The sequence below is a fragment of the Sulfitobacter sp. TCYB15 genome, assembly GCF_040435955.1.
Classification (GTDB): Bacteria; Pseudomonadota; Alphaproteobacteria; order Rhodobacterales; family Rhodobacteraceae; genus Sulfitobacter; species Sulfitobacter pontiacus.
On record NZ_CP159193.1, the window covers coordinates 1929524 to 1945433 of the forward strand.

The following is a 15910-nucleotide window of genomic DNA, read 5'->3' on the forward strand; positions in this document are numbered from 1 at the left end:
CCAAAATCATCAAGGCATCTGCCTTGTCTTATTTGTGCCACAAAAGCGCCCGAATTGAAAGCACGAATTCGTGATCTGTGCGGCACCATCGGAAACAGTCTGTTTCCGGCCTACTGATCCCACTCAGGGGTGCGTTTTTCCAGGAAGGCCGCGATGCCCTCGGCTGTGTCGGGGTTGAGCATGTTTTCCACCATCACGTCGCCCGTGTAGACATAAGCTTGCGCGACCGGCATGGCGAGCTGCGCATAGAAAGCCTGTTTGCCGATCTTGACCGCTGTGCCCAGCTTGTCCGCGATCTGCTGGGCCAGCGCTGTCGTCTGCGTCGCAAGCTCGTCTGGTGGGGCGATACGGTTGATCAACCCCAGCTCGCGGGCGCGGGCTGCATCGATAAACTCGCCCGTGGTCAGCATCTCGAACGCCTGTTTGCGCGGGATATTGCGGCTGAGCGCGACCATCGGGGTCGAGCAGAACAGGCCGATATTCACCCCGTTCACGCCAAAGCGCGTATCCTCGGCCGCGACCGCAAGATCGCAGGTCGCGACCAGCTGACATCCCGCGGCCGTGGCGATGCCGTGGACTTGCGCGATCACGGGCTGGGGCAGGGACTGGATGCGCGCCATCAGACGGGCGCAGCGTTCGAACAGGTCTTGGAAGCCGGCGACACCCCCATCCTTGGCGTCGCGCAACGCGGTCATCTGCTTCAGATCATGGCCGGCGCAGAACGCCTTACCCGCCCCTGCAAGGATGACGACCCGTATATCAGGACGATGCGCGATCTCGTCCAGACGCGCCTGCAACGCGGCCAGCATCTCGTCCGACAGCGCGTTCAACCGGTCCGGCGCGTTCATCGTCAACCGGACTACCGCACCGTCACATGCCATTTCGACCATTGTCATCTTGAACCCCTCCCGCTTTTCCCTGAGCCTAGCCGCGACATATGAGGGAGGACAAGTATGCCAATTATGATGGATGCCGATGCGCTCGCGGTTTTTATGAAAGACGTGTTCAAGCAGGTCGCCGATGATTTCGCCATCGACCATGTCGGAGAGACGGATCTGACCACACGTTTGCTCACCGCGGACCGGCACCTGCGCCCCGGCGGCACCGTGTCCGGCCCGTCGATCTTCGCGCTGGCCGATGTCAGCGCCTATCTGATGACCTTGGCGCGAATCGGGCCCAAGGCGCTTGCGGTGACCACAAACTGTTCGATCGATTTCATGCGCAAGCCTGCGGCCAACACCGATCTGATCGCCAAGACGCGGTTGCTCAAGCTTGGCAAACTTCTGTCGATTTGTGATGTGCTGGTCTATTCCGAAGGGCTGGACGACCCTGTCGCGCGGGCATCGCTGACCTATGCCATTCCGCCACGCTGATTGTACCCCACACTGACGGGTACAATCAAAAAAAGGGCCGGTATTTACCGGCCCGAGTGAAGAGGTCTGGACTGCGCCACAGGGACGTTACGCCTTCCAGAACACCCGAATAGACTCATCATGAGCCTGTCGCGGTGTGAGTCCCACGTCTGCCAACTGCCAAGGCTCAAGCTGTGCGAGCGCTTTGCGTGTCCGGCGACGCGATGCCATCTTCGTGACGCAGACCGCAAATTTGACCGCAAGAACAGCGGCAAACGGTGTGCTGCGCTGGTTCAGGATTGCCACAGTTTCGTGGTTGAGGGTCAGGGTCTGTGTCATGAGAATCTCCTATTTCTGAATTGTATTGACACAATGTTACGTTTTGCCGTAACAAAGGGGTACAAAATGCGATACATTTTGAAAAGGAAAACATTGTAATGGGTACAATTTGGCATCCTGATCAAATTGACGGGCCTGGCCCCAAATACAAAGCCGTTGTTACAATGATACGAAACGGTATCTCGAACGGCGCTTTATCGGCGGGGGAAAAACTGCCACCGGTGCGGGAGTTGGCATGGAAGCTTGGCGTTACGCCGGGGACTGTGGCACGAGCCTATACGATGCTGACCGAAAGCGGGACGTTGCAGGCCGAGGTCGGGCGCGGCACCTTTGTCGCGCTGCCGCCCACGACCCCCGATCGCAACAGCCCGATCGAGATGGATGTGATCGCCCACCACGTGCATCAAGGAACCAAGAACTACCCCGCGGATACCTATGCCGTGAACATGTTTTCGCCGCACCTCCCATCGGCGGGGCAGGCGACGCTGATCCGCAATCTGATGGCCGAGGTCGCTCAGGATCCGGCGTCAGGTGTGATGCATTATCCCAGCCGCACCGGGGCGCGCCCCGCCCGCGAAGCCGTGGTCAAATGGCTGGCCGGCACGCCGCTGGGATCCTTTACCGAAGCCGATGTGATCCTGTCTCACGGCGGGCAAAACGGTCTGTCGCTCGTTTTCCAGTCCATCCTGCAAGGCCGACGCCCCGCCATAGCGATTGAAGAGCTGTCGTACCCCGGTTTCCGCCGCGCGGGCGAGCTGCTGCGCGCCGATGTCATTCCGGTGGCCATGGATAAAGACGGCGTGATCCCCGAAGCGCTGGACGAGGTGGCGCGGAACCATGATCTTCAGATTTTCTGCACCTCGCCCGAAGTCCATAACCCGACCGCCGGTTTCACACCTGTGGCGCGCCGCGAGGCGCTGGTTGAAGTAGCGCGCAAACATGACTTTCAAATTGTCGAGGACGATTGTTATCGCATGCGCGTTGAGCGTGCGCCGACCTACCGGATGCTTGCGCCCGAACGCGGCTGGTATGTCTCGTCACTGGCCAAGACACTGACCCCTGCGCTGCGTATCGGTTTCGCCATCGGCCCGCGCCAGCGCACACCCGATCTGCGTCGCGTGGCCGAGTACAATTGCTTCGGACTTGCCACCCCGTTGATCGACCTATGTGCCAAGCTGCTGGTGCATCCCGATATCGACGCCATCGCCGAAGGCACGCGTCAGGGCTTTAACGCCTATGTCCAAAGCGCGGTGAATATACTGGGCGGATATGATGTGGCGTGGCGCACCAACGTGCCGTTTTTGTGGCTGAGCCTGCCGGTTGGCTGGCGGGCGGGTGCGTTCTGTCAGGCTGCTGAAGGGCAGGGTGTTCAAATCCGCTCGGCCGAGGAATTCGTCTGCCGCGATGCCCGCGCGCCCCATGCGGTGCGGCTTGCGATCAACGCAGGCGTGGCGCTGCACAGCTTTGAGGATGCGATCATGCGCCTGCGACATCTGCTGGACTCTCCACCCGAGCAGTTGAGCGTGTGATTTTTTTTGGGGTATAATAATACCTAATTTGCAAGGCATTGTTTTTGTGAAGAAAAATAGGGAATGTGGCGCTTGACGTGGCGAAGAGCGTGTTTATAACCCAGCCATCAGATAGCGGGGTTCGGTTTCGGACCCTTTCACCAAAGTAACGGGAATTCCCTCCATGAAAACCTTTTCTGCAACACCGGCAGATATCGACAAGAAATGGATCATCGTCGACGCTGAAGGCGTCGTCCTTGGCCGTCTTGCGTCGATCATTGCCATGCGTCTGCGCGGCAAGCACAAGCCTTCCTACACACCTCACATGGATTGCGGCGACAACGTCATCGTGATCAATGCCGAGAAAATCCAGATGACCGGCAAGAAGCGCGAAGAAAACTTCTACTGGCACACTGGCCACCCCGGCGGGATCAAAGAGCGTACCAAAGCTCAGATCCTTGAAGGTGCGCACCCCGAGCGTGTTGTGACCCAAGCGGTCAAGCGCATGCTGCCCGGCAACCGCCTGAGCCGCCAGATCATGACCAACCTGCGCGTTTACGCCGGTTCCGAACACCCCCACGAGGCGCAAAGCCCCGAGGTTCTGGACGTGAAATCCATGAACTCTAAAAACACGCGGAGTGCATAAGCATGGCTGATGAAATCAAAACACTCGAAGGCCTCGAAGCGGCCGTAACCGAGAACATCGGTGGCGTTCAGGGGACAGAAGTTGAAATGACCCCACGCGAGCCCGTGCGTGACGCGCAAGGCCGCGCCTATGCAACCGGTAAGCGTAAAGATGCGGTTGCCCGCGTCTGGATCAAACCAGGTTCCGGTAAAGTCATCGTAAACGGCAAAGCGCAAAACGAATATTTTGCACGCCCCGTTCTGCAGATGATCCTGGCACAGCCATTCACCATCACAGGCACCGACGGTCAGTTCGACGTTGTTGCAACTGTGAAAGGTGGCGGTCTGTCCGGTCAGGCGGGCGCGGTGAAGCACGGTGTTTCCAAAGCACTGCAGCTCTACGATCCCTCCCTGCGCGGCGCGCTGAAAGCGGCAGGCTTCCTGACACGCGACAGCCGCGTTGTTGAGCGTAAGAAGTACGGTCGTGCGAAAGCGCGTAAGAGCTTCCAGTTCTCCAAGCGTTAAGCTTTACTTTACAGTTTTTGGAAAAGGCCGCTCCTGCCGGGGCGGCCTTTTTCGTATGCGCCTGAGGCCAGCCGACCCTTCGGGGAGAGTTTATTTCGCAAAATGAAGCCGGCGGGGTGGTTTTGTTTTCCAGGCCGCGTGCTTAGGTAATGGATGCGTTAGAAACGGAGCCGCCCCATGCGATATTCAGTCCTTGATCTTTCCCCCGTGCCCGAAGGGTCAGATGCCCGCCAGGCCATTGCGAACACGATTGATCTGGCAAAGCGGACCGAAGCGGCGGGATATTATCGCTACTGGATGGCAGAGCATCACAACATGCCGGGGATCGCCTCTGCCGCGACATCGGTGTTGATCGGCCATGTGGCGGATCACACCTCTCGCATCCGTGTGGGCGCGGGGGGCATCATGTTGCCGAACCACGCGCCACTTGCGATTGCAGAGCAGTTTGGCACGCTTGCCACGATCCACGGAGACCGGATTGATCTGGGCCTTGGCCGCGCGCCCGGTGGGGATCAGGCCGTGTACCATGCCTTGCGGCGCGGGATGCAAGGGGGCGACCGTTTCCCCGAAGATGTGGCCGAGCTGATCGGCTATCTTGGTGAGGCCCCTGCGGGGGCGCGTGTGATGGCGCATCCGGGGCAGGGCACGCATGTGCCGGTGTGGATATTGGGCTCTTCGCTTTATGGCGCGCAGCTGGCGGCGCATTTCGGGCTGCCCTATGCCTTTGCCTCGCATTTTGCCCCCGATGCGTTGGAAGACGCCGTGGCGATTTACCGTCGCGATTTCAAACCCTCGGCGCAGTGGGAGAAACCGCATTTCATGTTGGCGGCGAATGTTTTCGCGGCGGATACCGATGAAGAGGGTGCCTACCTTCGGACCTCCATGCAGCAGGCTTTTGTGCGGTTGCGCACCGGCAAACCGGGCAAGCTGCCGCGTCCCGTGCGCGATATTGATGCCGAGGTTGGCGTTCAGATGCGTCAGGCCGTCGATCAGGCCCTGCGGGTCACTGCCGTGGGCAGCCCCGAGCGCGTCGCGCGTCAACTGTCGCAGATGATTGAGACATATCAACCGGATGAATTGATCCTGACAGGGCAGATCCACGACCACGCCGCGCGGGTCAAATCCTTCGAGATCGCGGCGCAGGCCTTGGCGGAGATCGCCGCCTAGTCGTCCGGTCCTACCAGACCAAGGCCGCGCAGGTAGATGCCAATGCCGCTTTCCAGCAGATCATCTGCGGGAAAGGGCGAGGCCCTGCCGGGCGAATTCCGGGCGAAGAGTTCAACCACCCCGTGGCTCAGCGCCCAGATATGGGCCGAGAACATCGAGGCGGGCGGGCGCTTTTCCAACGGGATATGCTGGCTGAGATCGCTTGCGGCCTGTTCCAGCACCCCATTGGCCCGCGCCGCAGCGGCGGCCAGATCGGGGGTGCGGTTGACGGAAATGCCGCTTTCGAACATCGCGATGTAATGGCCCGGATAATCGCGGGCGAAAGCAAGATAGGCGCGGCCCGTCGCCTCGAACGCCTTGAGCGCGGAAGGCTGGCCGGATTGATACGCGGCTTCCATCAATTCGGCAAAGATATCATAGCCTTGCAATGCGCCTTCGGCGATCAGGTCTTCGCGGCCTTCGAAATGCCGATAGACGGCTGCGGGTGTGACACCCGCCTGTTTCGCCGCCTCTGATAGGGTGAACCCCGTGGGGCCGCGATCCTCGATCAGTTTGAGCGCGCCGTCGATCAACGCCTGTCGCAGGTTGCCGTGGTGATAGCCGCGTTTAGGCATCCCAGATATCCGGCCCGCCGCAAATCTGGTCATCAATCGCGCCGATCGCTTTGCTATCTTTGCCCGTATATTCAAACGCGTGGAGCACGGTCCGGATCGCTGCCAGCCGCGCGCGGCGTTTATCGTCAGAGCGGATCACCGTCCACGGGGTCTGCGGCGTATGGGACCGCTGCAGGGTGTCCTTGATCGCGGCGCTATAGGCGTCCCATTTCGCCAGCCCTTTGACATCGATGATGCTGAGCTTCCATTGTTTCAGCGGGTCGCCTTCGCGCGCGAGCATCCGCCGCAGCTGTTCACCGCGGCCTACGTTGAGCCAGAATTTAAACAGGTGCAGCCCGTCGTCCACCAGCATCTTTTCCAGCGGGACAACCTGATCGAAGAAAGCTTCACGCTGGGCCTCGGTGCAAAAGCCGAAAACCGGTTCAACGACGCCGCGATTGTACCAGCTGCGATCAAAGAACACCATGTCGCCGACGGTCGGCAAATGCTTGATATAGCGTTGAAAATACCACTGACCTGCTTCGGTTTCGGTGGGTTTGGGCAGGGCTACCACATGGGCGGCACGCTGGTTCAGGTTCTGACGGAAGCGCGAGATGGTGCCGCCTTTGCCCGCAGCGTCGCGGCCTTCAAAGATCATCGCGATCCGCGTGCCGGTGTCGCGCGCCCATGCTTGCAGCTTGACCAGTTCGATCTGGAGCCGATCCATCTCGCGGTCATATTGCTTGCGCCCCAGACGTTCGGAATGGGGGTAGCTGTCGCTCAGGATATCGTCCTTGTCGGCGCGTTTGATCGCCTTGTTGATGGGCGCGGGCGCGTCGTTTTCGAAATAGGCGCTGATCGCACCGTCAAAGGGCAGGTCCATGGGGGCCTCCTCAAATATCCTGTTCACCCTAACTTATGGAGCGTTCTGCCCCCTAGCGCAAACCCGCACGTGTCGCTGCGCGGTCAATGACGGCGATGACGTCGGGTTGGGTCACATGTTGTGGCATATGGCCAATGCCGGGCAGGGTGGTCAGCACCGCGTCGGGCAGTTGCGGCGTGGCGATTGCCGCGTGGACATCCAGCGGGACGATAGTGTCTGCGGTGCCGTGGATCAGCTCGACCGGCATGGTCAGCGTATCATATTTCGGGACCATCTTCTTGATCTCGGGCAGCAGCGTGTTCACCTGTTGCGCATTGGCGCGCATGGACATCCGGCGCAGGGACAGGCCGGTGCCGATGTGGTCACTATAGCCGTCAGGCGTGTGTTGCGGGGCAAAGATCGCGCCGACGCTGGCGCGCACAAATCCCTGCGGCACAAAGGCGGTGACCAGCGGGATCACAATACCCGACCCGAAGGCAGAACCGGTGATCTTGTACTGCCAGCCAAGGTCACCTTCCCACGGCTCGGACACGGCGGATACGAGCACCAGCGCCGCCGTGTCATCGGGCCGCGACAGCCCCCACGCCAGCGCCACCGCGCCGCCATAGCTGTGCCCCAGGACGATCGGGTTGCTCACCCCAAGCCTGTCCGCTGCCTTTTGCAACAGCGCGGCCTGTTCATGGGGTGTGGCCGCAGTGGCATTCCATGCGCCCGCGTGTTGGGGCAGGTTGTCGGTCCAGCCGAGCCCCGGTCGGTCGAACAGGATAACGCGGTAGCGGTCGCTCAGCTGGTCCACCATATCAAAGGTGAAATCCCGCATATTCCCTGACGCCCCGTGGATCAGCACCAGATCCGGCCCGCTGCCCTGCACCTTGGCATGGACCTTGACGCCATCGATATCGATAAGCTCGCCAATCGGCGGGTAGGCGGCGTTGGCCGCAGCCTCGCGCGCGCTGGCCCGCCATTGAACCACGATCACCAAGCCCACGGCGACCAGCGTCAGGATCAACAGCATGCTACGTCCCAAAATTGCTGCGACCGATGTCGTTCAGATCGTAGTGGGTGGTCTGGTAGATCTCGTTGATCCAGTTGCCGTAGAGCAGATGCGCATGGCTACGCCAGCGGTTCAGCGGCACCTGCGCGGGGTCATCATCGGGGTAATAGTTGCAGGGCACGTTGATCGGCGTGCCTTGGGCGACATCGCGGTCATATTCGTCCTTCAATGTGTCGCGGTCATATTCTAGGTGATTGAAGATATAGAGCGCCCGATGCCCTGCATCCTCGACCAGACAGGGGCCGACCTCCTTGCTGCCGAGCAGGGTGGTCAGGCTGGGCACGGCGTCGACCTCTGCCGCGCGCATTTCGGTCCAACGGCTGACCGGCACCACCAGATCATCCGAGAACCCGCGCAGATAGGGCGACGACGGTTCAAGGTTGCTGTGGCGGAAGCAGCCGAAGGCCTTTTCCTCCAACAGATGCTTTTTGATACCGTGGAAATAATTGATCATCGCCATGCCCCCCCAGCACACGCCGAAGGTCGAATGGACATTGGTCTGGGTCCAGTCAAAGACGCGGGTAAGCTCTTCCCAATAGGTGACGTCGTCAAAGTCCAGATGCTCTATCGGGGCACCGGTGATAATCAGCCCATCGAATTTCTCGTGGGTGACTTCCTCGAACGGGCGGTAAAAGCTTTCAAGGTGATCTGCGGCCGTATTGCGCGACTGGTGGTCGGACATGCGGATCAGGCTGAATTCGATCTGCAAGGGCGTGGCCCCGATCAGCCGCGCGAACTGGTTTTCTGTCTGGATTTTTTTCGGCATCAGGTTCAGCAAGGCAATGCGCAAAGGCCGGATGTCCTGACGCGCCGCCATTTCCTCATCCAGCACCATGACACCTTCGCGCGTCAGCACGTCATAGGCAGGCAGGTCGGAAGGCAGTTTAATCGGCATGTCGGTATTCCACGTCTAGGGGCTCAGGTCTTGCATCATCTGCGCCGGATTTAGATAAGCGCCCGCGCAGAGGGCGCCAAGGGTCACGCGCTTAACGTCCCCGCGATCAGGTCGTTGAAATCATCCTCGGATTTGAGCCCGGCCACCTGATCTGCTGTCACGGTCACGCCCCATCGCGACATCGCCTCGTAGCGCGGCTGTCGGTGGGCAAGCGCTTGGGCGTAGGTCCAGCGGATAAAGGCATCCGGATCGACATCATCCTCTTGGCAGTTGTTTTCGCGCAGATATTCTTGCCACACCCGCAGCAGGAACTCGGGCTGATAGGCCATCGGCTTGGGGGCTTTGTCAAAGCGGCGGATCAGCTCTTGGGTGTGGGCATCGTCGCCCTTGATCCAGACCGGCAGACATTCCGCCGACAGGGTTTGCATCAGCGGATCATTGTCGTCATCGGGGTCCACCCATTCACAGATCGAGCCGCCGGTGTCACAGATGAAATGCGGATACCCATAAAGCGCCTGCGCACGGCGGGCAAAATGGCCGGTGTCGCGCAGGGCTGCGATCTCTGCCTGTTTGAACGCTTCCTGTCGGGACGCATATTCCGCCATCGGCAATCCCCCCTTGGCCGCATCGCCGGGCTTGCCCAGCCAGGTCGCCACGGGCGAGAGATTATCGAAGGTGATGTTTGACCCGATGTAGATGCTGTCGCTCAGCAGAAGATCCCGCAGGAACGGCACCTTCATCGCTTCGGCCTTGGCGTTGTCGGCGATGGTTTCACCCAAGTATCGCGTGCCGATCCGGTAGTCGATGGAGTAGTGGAACCACCCCCCCGATTGCCGCAGCAGATGCGCCATATGCGTTTTTCCCAGACCCGACATGCCAAAGACCAGCACATGTTTATGCGGCGCGGCACGCCACGCATCGGCAGAGGGGTAGAGCATGGGTCGTCATCCTTGGAACGTCTTGTTTCGCAATGAGTAGCCTAGCCTGTGCCGAGACACCAGACGCGAGCCATCGGCCACGAGACATCAGACATCGCGCCCCCAAGAAAAAGCCCGCCACATTGCTGGGGCGGGCTGATAGAGCGTTGCTGTGGTAGGGCTCAGAAGGTGAAGCCGACTTTCACACCGATCGCGACAGCGTCGTTATCTTCGAATGTCGCTGCGGTCTGACCGCCACCGAGCGTCGTCTCCGCGTCACCGATGTTGATGTAGCGGATGCCGGTCGTAACTTTCATACTGTCGCGCGTATAGGTCGCTGCCAATGCAAGGCTCTTGTTGCCGTCAGTCGGTCCCAAGTTGCTCGAAAAGCCACCGTTGGATTTCTCGTAACCGACGGACGCCGCAACGGACCACGTGTCACTCAGTCGGCGACCGACACCTAAGGAGTAGGTGTAGACGTCGTCTTCGTAGCTCAGCAGTTTTCCACCGCCTGTAAGGGTTGAGTAATCGTTTGGCGCGATTTCGAATGATGACCAGTCAACCCAACGGACACCACCGAAGACAAGCGTGTCTGCTGCAACGCCGGTTTGGAATTCAAGGTTAACCGACTGAGGTGTTTCTACCTCTGTTTCAGTTACATTGGATCCAATAAGCGAATTCTCGGATGTGCGGACATCGTAGCTGATCTTGGAATTATAAGTCAAAGACACGCGCAGCGCGATTTCAGGCTTTTCGTACGCGACACCGGCAACATACCCGACGCCTGTATCACGGTCTCCGTCCACGCTGTAGTTCGCGATGAAGGGGATGGCAGCGCTGGCTTCAATGGTTTGCACCCGAATACCGCCATGCACACTGAAGTTGTTCGGCATCTTGTAGCGCAACAGGCCTGTCAGCGCATGGCTGTTGAACTCGGCCGTGGACCCTTGGGCGAAATACCCAGTTCCCGTAGGGTACTCCACATCAGCACCAAAAGGCTGGTCATAGATAATCGCGTAGGACAGCTGATCGTTGATGTCAGCTTTGTACGCCGCACCAAAGGTAAAGAAATTATCCGTCATGTTGCCGGAGTTTGCGCCTGGCGTCGGCGTGACTGGGGACGCAGGCCCTGCACCCACCCCCGATGTATTCGGCGACACCGACCCAAGGCTGAACTCAGCATAACGGCCGCTTTCAAACAGGGCCGTGATCGACTGACCCGACCGGTCGATCCCCCCCGCGTGCACCGTCGATGCGCTGCCCAACAGGGCCGCCATTGCGATTACTCGATACGTCATCTCTAAATACTCCTCCCCAGAAGCGATGCAGCCACAACACGCAGCCACATTTTATACAGCAACTGAAGAGCAGGGTGCGTCAATCTGTCAATTCTTGACCAAGGGGAAGTCTGCGCCCCTATGCCAGAACTGTTGCAGTTTCGTTACGAAACGCGGCGAGATTCGATCCAGAGGTTCATGTAGTTGCCGGCAAAGATAATCGCGCCGCCGATGAAAACCCAGATATCCAAGGCCTCGGCATAGACCAGCATTCCGATGACGGCGATCAGGGGCAGGCGGACAAAGTCGATAGGAACGACCACCGTCGCAGGCGCAATGGACAAGGCGTTGGTCAGACAGAAATGCGCCATAAGCCCTGCGACGCCGATCAGCAACAAAAGCGGCATCTGTGGCACCTCGGGCACCGCGATATCCCCGTCGTAACCGGCCATGATCACGCCAAAAACCAGTTGCGTCACGGTCAGGTAAAACAGGATGCAGGTGATCGTCTGGCTGCGCGTCAGCCGCTTGGTCAGCATGATCGTCAGTGCAAAGAAGATCGCCGAGGACGCCGCCGTGATCACGCCGGCATTCAGCCCGGCAATCGTCGGGCGGGCGACACAAAGGATGCCGATAAACCCAAGAACCGCCGCCAAAGCCCGCACCTTGGTAAGCCGTTCGCCCAAAATCAGCGGCGACAGGACAATCACCCAAAGCGGAGAAGTGAATTCAAGCGCAAAGACCTGCGCGAGCGGGATCACGGTAACCGCGTAGAACCACAGATTCTGTCCGGTGAAATGCGCCAGATTGCGCCCGATCTGCGTGCCGAAGTCGCGCCGGTTGATCTGCCCCCAGGTCCCGTAAACGGTCGCGAGCGTAAACACAGCGATCACGCCCACCAGCGACCGGTACATCATGATCTCGAACGTATCGAGGCTGCCGCCAAGCTCGCGCCCGGCGACGGCCATCGCAGAGAAAGACGTGATCGACCCCATCATCCACAAAGCCGCCCTTAGCGTCGGGGTCATGGTCTCTCTTCCAAATGGAAAAAAATCCCCGCCGGAGGCATCTTTGTCATGCGGCCGATCACAGCCATTCAGATCATTCCCATTCAATCGTGCCGGGAGGTTTCGACGTGATGTCGTAGGTCACCCGGTTGATGCCCGGAATCTCGTTGATGATGCGCGTCGCGGTCTCGCCAAGGAATTCGTGGGTGAACGGATAGTAATCCGCCGTCATCCCATCGACCGAGGTCACGGCCCGCAGGGCACAGGCGAAATCATAGGTCCGCCCGTCGCCCATCACCCCCACGGTGCGGACAGGCAGGATCGCCACAAAGGCTTGCCAGATTTCATCGTAAAGTCCGTGCTTGCGGATCTGGTCGATATAGACCGCGTCCGCCTCGCGCAGGATGTCGAGCTTTTCGCGGGTGATCTCGCCGGGGCAGCGGATTGCGAGGCCGGGGCCGGGGAAGGGATGGCGGCCGATAAACGACGGCGGCAGACCCAGCTCGCGGCCAAGCTCGCGCACCTCGTCCTTGAAAAGTTCGCGCAGCGGCTCGACCAGCTTGAGGCCCATCTTTTCGGGCAAGCCGCCCACATTATGATGCGATTTGATTGTCACCGACGGGCCGCCGGAAAAGGACACGGATTCAATGACATCGGGGTACAGTGTGCCCTGTGCGAGGAAGGTGGCATCGCCGACTTCCTTGGCGTGCTTCTGGAACACGTCGATGAACAGTTTGCCGATGATCTTGCGCTTGGTTTCGGGGTCGGACACGCCATCCAGCTCGCCCAGGAACAGTTCCTGTTCGTCTGCGTGGATCAGCGGCATGTTGTAGTTGTCACGGAACATGGTGACGACCTCTTCGGCCTCGCCCTTGCGCAGCAGACCGTGGTCGACAAAGACGCAAGTGAGCTGGTCCCCAATCGCTTCGTGGATCAGCACGGCCGCGACCGAGGAATCGACCCCGCCGGACAGACCGCAGATGACCTTTTGATCACCGACCTGTTCACGGATCGCAGCGATGGCCTCGTCGCGGTAAGCGCTCATTGTCCAGTCGCCCTTGAAACCCGCGAGACGCACAAAGTTTTCGTACAGGCGCGCGCCATTGGGGGTGTGGTGCACTTCGGGGTGGAACTGCACGGCATAGAAATTGCGCGACACATCGCCGGTGACCGCGAAAGGCGCGTGAGGCGAGGTGCCGTAGACTTCGAAACCGGGCGCGATGGCGCTGACGTGATCGCCGTGGCTCATCCAGACTTGCTCTTTCTCGGTGAGGAACCAGCCTTCCAACAGCTCAAGACGGGCCTCGGAGGGGGTCACATAGGCGCGTCCGAATTCAGCGGTGCCGTGACCGCGTTCAACCTTGCCGCCCAGGCAATGCATCATGACCTGCTGGCCGTAGCAGATGCCAAGGATCGGAACCCCAAGCTCGAACACCGATTGCGGTGGCATGGGCGCACCTTCGGCGAAGACCGAGGACGGCCCCCCCGACAGGATCACCGCCTTGGGCGCAAAATCCTTGAGAAAGGCATCATCCACCGTGTTGAACGGGTGGATTTCGCAGAACACATTAAGTTCACGCAAACGGCGGGCGATCAGCTGGGTGACCTGGCTGCCGAAGTCGATGATGAGAAGGCGGTCATGGGAGATATCTGTCATGCTGACTGATTATGGGCGGATGGCCTGCGTGGCAAGAGTGGAGTGGGGGCCAGCCCCCAGACCCCCGGAGTTTATTTTGGCAAAATGAAGGGGTCGGCGGATCATGATGTCGGTTTTTGACCTCTAAGGCCGTAAACCGCGTAAAGCCCGCTGCGTGAATGGGGTAGCTAGGCGTCAGTTTTGGCGGAAAGGAAGACCTCATGGCGGAATCAGCAAGACGCGGGCGCGGTGGTGGCGGTGCGGCACGTCGGGCGGCACGCTCGGCTGTGTCCTTCGAGACAGCGAAATACATCGAACGCAACATTCCCAACTACGAGGTGCTGACCGAAGAGGCGCTGCAGATCATCGAGTATAACGCCGATACGGTGTTGGAAGAGATCGGCGTGAACTTTCCCGACAATCCCGAGGCGCTGGCGCTGTGGCGCGCGGCCGGGGCGGATGTGACCGGCGACCGCGTGCGTATCCCCCGCGGGCTGGCACGCGAGCTGTGCAAGACCGCGCCGTCGCAGTTCACCCAGCACGCGCGTAACCCCGCGCGCAACGTCGAGATCGGCGGGCGCAATCTGGTGTTGGCCCCGGTCTATGGCCCGCCCTTCGTGCGCGACACCGCCGGGGGCCGTCGCTATGCCACGATGGACGATTTCAACAAATTCGTGAAGCTTGGCTATATGTCCAAGTGGTTGCACCATTCCGGCGGCACCGTCTGTGAGCCCACCGACGTGCCCGTCAACAAGCGCCATCTGGACATGCTCCATGCGCATATGACGCTAAGCGATAAACCCTTCATGGGATCCGTCACGGAACCGAGCCGCGCGCAGGATTCCGTGGACATGTGCAAGATTCTGTTCGGGGCGGATTTCGTCGACCAGAACACGGTGATGACGTCGCTGGTGAACATCAACTCACCCATGACGTTTGATGATGTGATGATGGGGGCGCTGAAGGTCTTTGCCGAGAACAATCAGGCGTCGATCATTTCCCCCTTTATCGTTGGCGGCGCGATGGCACCGGTATCCGTGGCAGGGACATTGACGCAGGTTCTGGCCGAGGTCATGGCCGGCATCGCCTATAGCCAGCTGATCCGTAAGGGCGCGCCGGTGATTTTCGGGGCCTTTGTGACCTCGATCGACATGAACTCGGGTGCGCCGACCTTTGGCACGCCGGAAGCCGCGCATATCACCTATGGGGCGGGGCAATTGGCGCGGCGGATGAACCTGCCATTCCGGTCCTCGGGGTCGTTCTGCGGGTCAAAACTGCCCGACGCGCAAGCAGCCTATGAGACGGCGAACAGTCTGAACATGGGGCTTTTGTCGGGGGTGAACTTTATGCTCCACGCCTGTGGCTGGCTGGAAGGGGGGCTGGTCGCCTCGTTCGAGAAATTTGTGATGGATGCCGATCAACTGGGCGCGTTGCACCATTTGGCGCGCGGTGTAGAGATTGACGAAAACGCGCAAGCGCTGGATGCGATCCGCGAGGTTGGTCCCGGCGGGCATTATCTGGGATGCGCGCACACACAGGCCAACTTTAAGGAAGCCTTCTGGAAATCCGATCTGCTGGACTACAAGCCATTTGAAACATGGTCAGATGAGGGCGCGCGCGATACCCAGTCGCTGGCGGCGGCGCGGGTCGAAAAGCTGTTGGGCGACTATGTGCAACCGCCTATGGACCCCGAGACGCGTGCGGCGCTTGATGCCTTTGTCGCGGAACGCAAGGCGGCGGAGCCTGACAGCTTTATGTAGCCGCATCTTTGATGGGTTTCGCGCAAGATCGCGGCCTCGGCAATGAGGGCGATCATTACCTCTATATGACGGACCAGGTTATAGCCTGCGTCCGTCTTCTTACGTCTGGCGTTCAGGTCTGCCTCTATATCGATCAGCTGCACCAGCACCACGGCGCTGCGCGGTGGGGGCGCTTTCCCCAGTATCCGTCGCAGGGCCGGGCCGCGGCGATAGCTGCGGGCCCCGATGGAGCCTGCCTGCACCAATATGGCGGGACGGCGAATACCGCGAAGACGCGCTAGAATATCTTGCATAAAATCAAATCCTTGCTGACTGCGGCTGCATGCAAACGCATGGCCGCTCATGGGCAGGATTTCACGCAGGATACTGGTGT

The 15910-nt window shown here is 59.9% G+C and carries 17 protein-coding genes; 6 read left to right on the plus strand and 11 right to left on the minus strand.

Going from position 1 to position 15910, the window contains the following annotated elements:
* Positions 1-110 precede the first annotated feature (110 nt).
* Positions 111-890, minus strand: coding sequence for an enoyl-CoA hydratase (locus ABM428_RS09200; protein WP_009824570.1), 780 nt, complete (start codon positions 888-890; stop codon positions 111-113).
* Positions 891-953: 63 nt separating this feature from the next.
* Here ABM428_RS09200 and ABM428_RS09205 point away from each other — a divergent pair, with 63 nt between their 5' ends.
* Entirely contained in the window at positions 954-1373 is a 420-nt protein-coding gene (locus ABM428_RS09205; RefSeq protein ID WP_005853451.1) for a PaaI family thioesterase, read from the plus strand.
* An 87-nt stretch (positions 1374-1460) separates the two neighbouring features.
* On the opposite strand, the gene ABM428_RS09210 is transcribed toward ABM428_RS09205, so the two are convergent.
* Positions 1461-1691 (minus strand): DUF1127 domain-containing protein, encoded by a 231-nt coding sequence (locus ABM428_RS09210; protein ID WP_005853453.1) that lies wholly within the window; start codon positions 1689-1691, stop codon positions 1461-1463.
* Between the two features lie 98 nt (positions 1692-1789).
* On the opposite strand from ABM428_RS09210, the gene ABM428_RS09215 reads away from it, so the two are divergent.
* From ABM428_RS09215 to ABM428_RS09230, 4 genes are all read left to right on the plus strand, one after another.
* Positions 1790-3220 (plus strand): PLP-dependent aminotransferase family protein, encoded by a 1431-nt coding sequence (locus ABM428_RS09215; RefSeq protein WP_353627876.1) that lies wholly within the window; start codon positions 1790-1792, stop codon positions 3218-3220.
* Positions 3221-3383: 163 nt separating this feature from the next.
* Positions 3384-3845: a 50S ribosomal protein L13 gene (gene rplM, locus ABM428_RS09220; RefSeq protein WP_005853457.1), complete on the plus strand. Its 462-nt coding sequence runs from the start codon at positions 3384-3386 to the stop codon at positions 3843-3845.
* Positions 3846-3847: 2 nt separating this feature from the next.
* Positions 3848-4348 (plus strand): 30S ribosomal protein S9, encoded by a 501-nt coding sequence (gene rpsI, locus ABM428_RS09225; RefSeq protein ID WP_005853459.1) that lies wholly within the window; start codon positions 3848-3850, stop codon positions 4346-4348.
* A gap of 177 nt (positions 4349-4525) precedes the next feature.
* On the plus strand, positions 4526-5515 hold the full coding sequence (locus tag ABM428_RS09230; RefSeq protein ID WP_009824573.1) for an LLM class flavin-dependent oxidoreductase: 990 nt from the start codon (positions 4526-4528) through the stop codon (positions 5513-5515).
* On the opposite strand, the gene ABM428_RS09235 is transcribed toward ABM428_RS09230, so the two are convergent.
* The 8 genes from ABM428_RS09235 to guaA form a co-directional block, all read right to left on the minus strand.
* Positions 5512-6129, minus strand: coding sequence for a TetR/AcrR family transcriptional regulator (locus ABM428_RS09235; RefSeq protein WP_005853462.1), 618 nt, complete (start codon positions 6127-6129; stop codon positions 5512-5514). The two genes, ABM428_RS09230 and ABM428_RS09235, sit on opposite strands and share 4 nt — an antisense overlap.
* Complete coding sequence (ppk2, locus tag ABM428_RS09240) at positions 6122-6991, minus strand: polyphosphate kinase 2 (protein ID WP_132996626.1); 870 nt, start codon at positions 6989-6991, stop codon at positions 6122-6124. The genes ABM428_RS09235 and ppk2 overlap by 8 nt, the downstream gene beginning before the upstream one ends.
* 52 nt (positions 6992-7043) lie before the next feature.
* Positions 7044-8006, minus strand: coding sequence for an alpha/beta hydrolase (locus ABM428_RS09245; RefSeq protein WP_353627877.1), 963 nt, complete (start codon positions 8004-8006; stop codon positions 7044-7046).
* A gap of 1 nt (position 8007) precedes the next feature.
* Positions 8008-8940 (minus strand): homoserine O-succinyltransferase, encoded by a 933-nt coding sequence (metA, locus tag ABM428_RS09250; protein ID WP_005853468.1) that lies wholly within the window; start codon positions 8938-8940, stop codon positions 8008-8010.
* Positions 8941-9023: 83 nt separating this feature from the next.
* On the minus strand, positions 9024-9878 hold the full coding sequence (locus tag ABM428_RS09255) for an ATPase (protein WP_168592110.1): 855 nt from the start codon (positions 9876-9878) through the stop codon (positions 9024-9026).
* 161 nt (positions 9879-10039) lie between these two features.
* Positions 10040-11155, minus strand: a complete 1116-nt coding sequence (locus tag ABM428_RS09260) for an OmpP1/FadL family transporter (RefSeq protein WP_037944246.1) — start codon at positions 11153-11155, stop codon at positions 10040-10042.
* A 143-nt stretch (positions 11156-11298) separates the two neighbouring features.
* Positions 11299-12162 carry a DMT family transporter gene (locus tag ABM428_RS09265; protein ID WP_306284846.1) on the minus strand — a complete coding sequence of 288 codons (864 nt, stop codon included), beginning with the start codon at positions 12160-12162 and terminating at the stop codon, positions 11299-11301.
* A gap of 73 nt (positions 12163-12235) precedes the next feature.
* Positions 12236-13798, minus strand: coding sequence for a glutamine-hydrolyzing GMP synthase (gene guaA / locus ABM428_RS09270; RefSeq protein ID WP_005853474.1), 1563 nt, complete (start codon positions 13796-13798; stop codon positions 12236-12238).
* Between the two features lie 200 nt (positions 13799-13998).
* Between guaA and ABM428_RS09275 the strand changes: the two genes are divergently transcribed.
* Positions 13999-15537: a trimethylamine methyltransferase family protein gene (locus ABM428_RS09275; protein WP_005853475.1), complete on the plus strand. Its 1539-nt coding sequence runs from the start codon at positions 13999-14001 to the stop codon at positions 15535-15537.
* Here the strand turns inward: ABM428_RS09275 and ABM428_RS09280 are convergent.
* Complete coding sequence (locus tag ABM428_RS09280) at positions 15444-15881, minus strand: DUF6477 family protein (protein ID WP_327565527.1); 438 nt, start codon at positions 15879-15881, stop codon at positions 15444-15446. The genes ABM428_RS09275 and ABM428_RS09280 overlap by 94 nt on opposite strands.
* Between the last annotated feature and the right edge of the window lie 29 nt (positions 15882-15910).

Coding starts and splice junctions, on each gene's coding strand:
- ABM428_RS09200 (WP_009824570.1), bottom strand. CDS start 890: ATGGTCGAAATGGCATGTGACGGTGCGGTAGTCCGGTTGACGATGAAC.
- ABM428_RS09205 (WP_005853451.1), top strand. CDS start 954: ATGCCAATTATGATGGATGCCGATGCGCTCGCGGTTTTTATGAAAGAC.
- ABM428_RS09210 (WP_005853453.1), bottom strand. CDS start 1,691: ATGACACAGACCCTGACCCTCAACCACGAAACTGTGGCAATCCTGAAC.
- ABM428_RS09215 (WP_353627876.1), top strand. CDS start 1,790: ATGGGTACAATTTGGCATCCTGATCAAATTGACGGGCCTGGCCCCAAA.
- rplM (WP_005853457.1), top strand. CDS start 3,384: ATGAAAACCTTTTCTGCAACACCGGCAGATATCGACAAGAAATGGATC.
- rpsI (WP_005853459.1), top strand. CDS start 3,848: ATGGCTGATGAAATCAAAACACTCGAAGGCCTCGAAGCGGCCGTAACC.
- ABM428_RS09230 (WP_009824573.1), top strand. CDS start 4,526: ATGCGATATTCAGTCCTTGATCTTTCCCCCGTGCCCGAAGGGTCAGAT.
- ABM428_RS09235 (WP_005853462.1), bottom strand. CDS start 6,129: ATGCCTAAACGCGGCTATCACCACGGCAACCTGCGACAGGCGTTGATC.
- ppk2 (WP_132996626.1), bottom strand. CDS start 6,991: ATGGACCTGCCCTTTGACGGTGCGATCAGCGCCTATTTCGAAAACGAC.
- ABM428_RS09245 (WP_353627877.1), bottom strand. CDS start 8,006: ATGCTGTTGATCCTGACGCTGGTCGCCGTGGGCTTGGTGATCGTGGTT.
- metA (WP_005853468.1), bottom strand. CDS start 8,940: ATGCCGATTAAACTGCCTTCCGACCTGCCTGCCTATGACGTGCTGACG.
- ABM428_RS09255 (WP_168592110.1), bottom strand. CDS start 9,878: ATGCTCTACCCCTCTGCCGATGCGTGGCGTGCCGCGCCGCATAAACAT.
- ABM428_RS09260 (WP_037944246.1), bottom strand. CDS start 11,155: ATGACGTATCGAGTAATCGCAATGGCGGCCCTGTTGGGCAGCGCATCG.
- ABM428_RS09265 (WP_306284846.1), bottom strand. CDS start 12,162: ATGACCCCGACGCTAAGGGCGGCTTTGTGGATGATGGGGTCGATCACG.
- guaA (WP_005853474.1), bottom strand. CDS start 13,798: ATGACAGATATCTCCCATGACCGCCTTCTCATCATCGACTTCGGCAGC.
- ABM428_RS09275 (WP_005853475.1), top strand. CDS start 13,999: ATGGCGGAATCAGCAAGACGCGGGCGCGGTGGTGGCGGTGCGGCACGT.
- ABM428_RS09280 (WP_327565527.1), bottom strand. CDS start 15,881: ATGAGCGGCCATGCGTTTGCATGCAGCCGCAGTCAGCAAGGATTTGAT.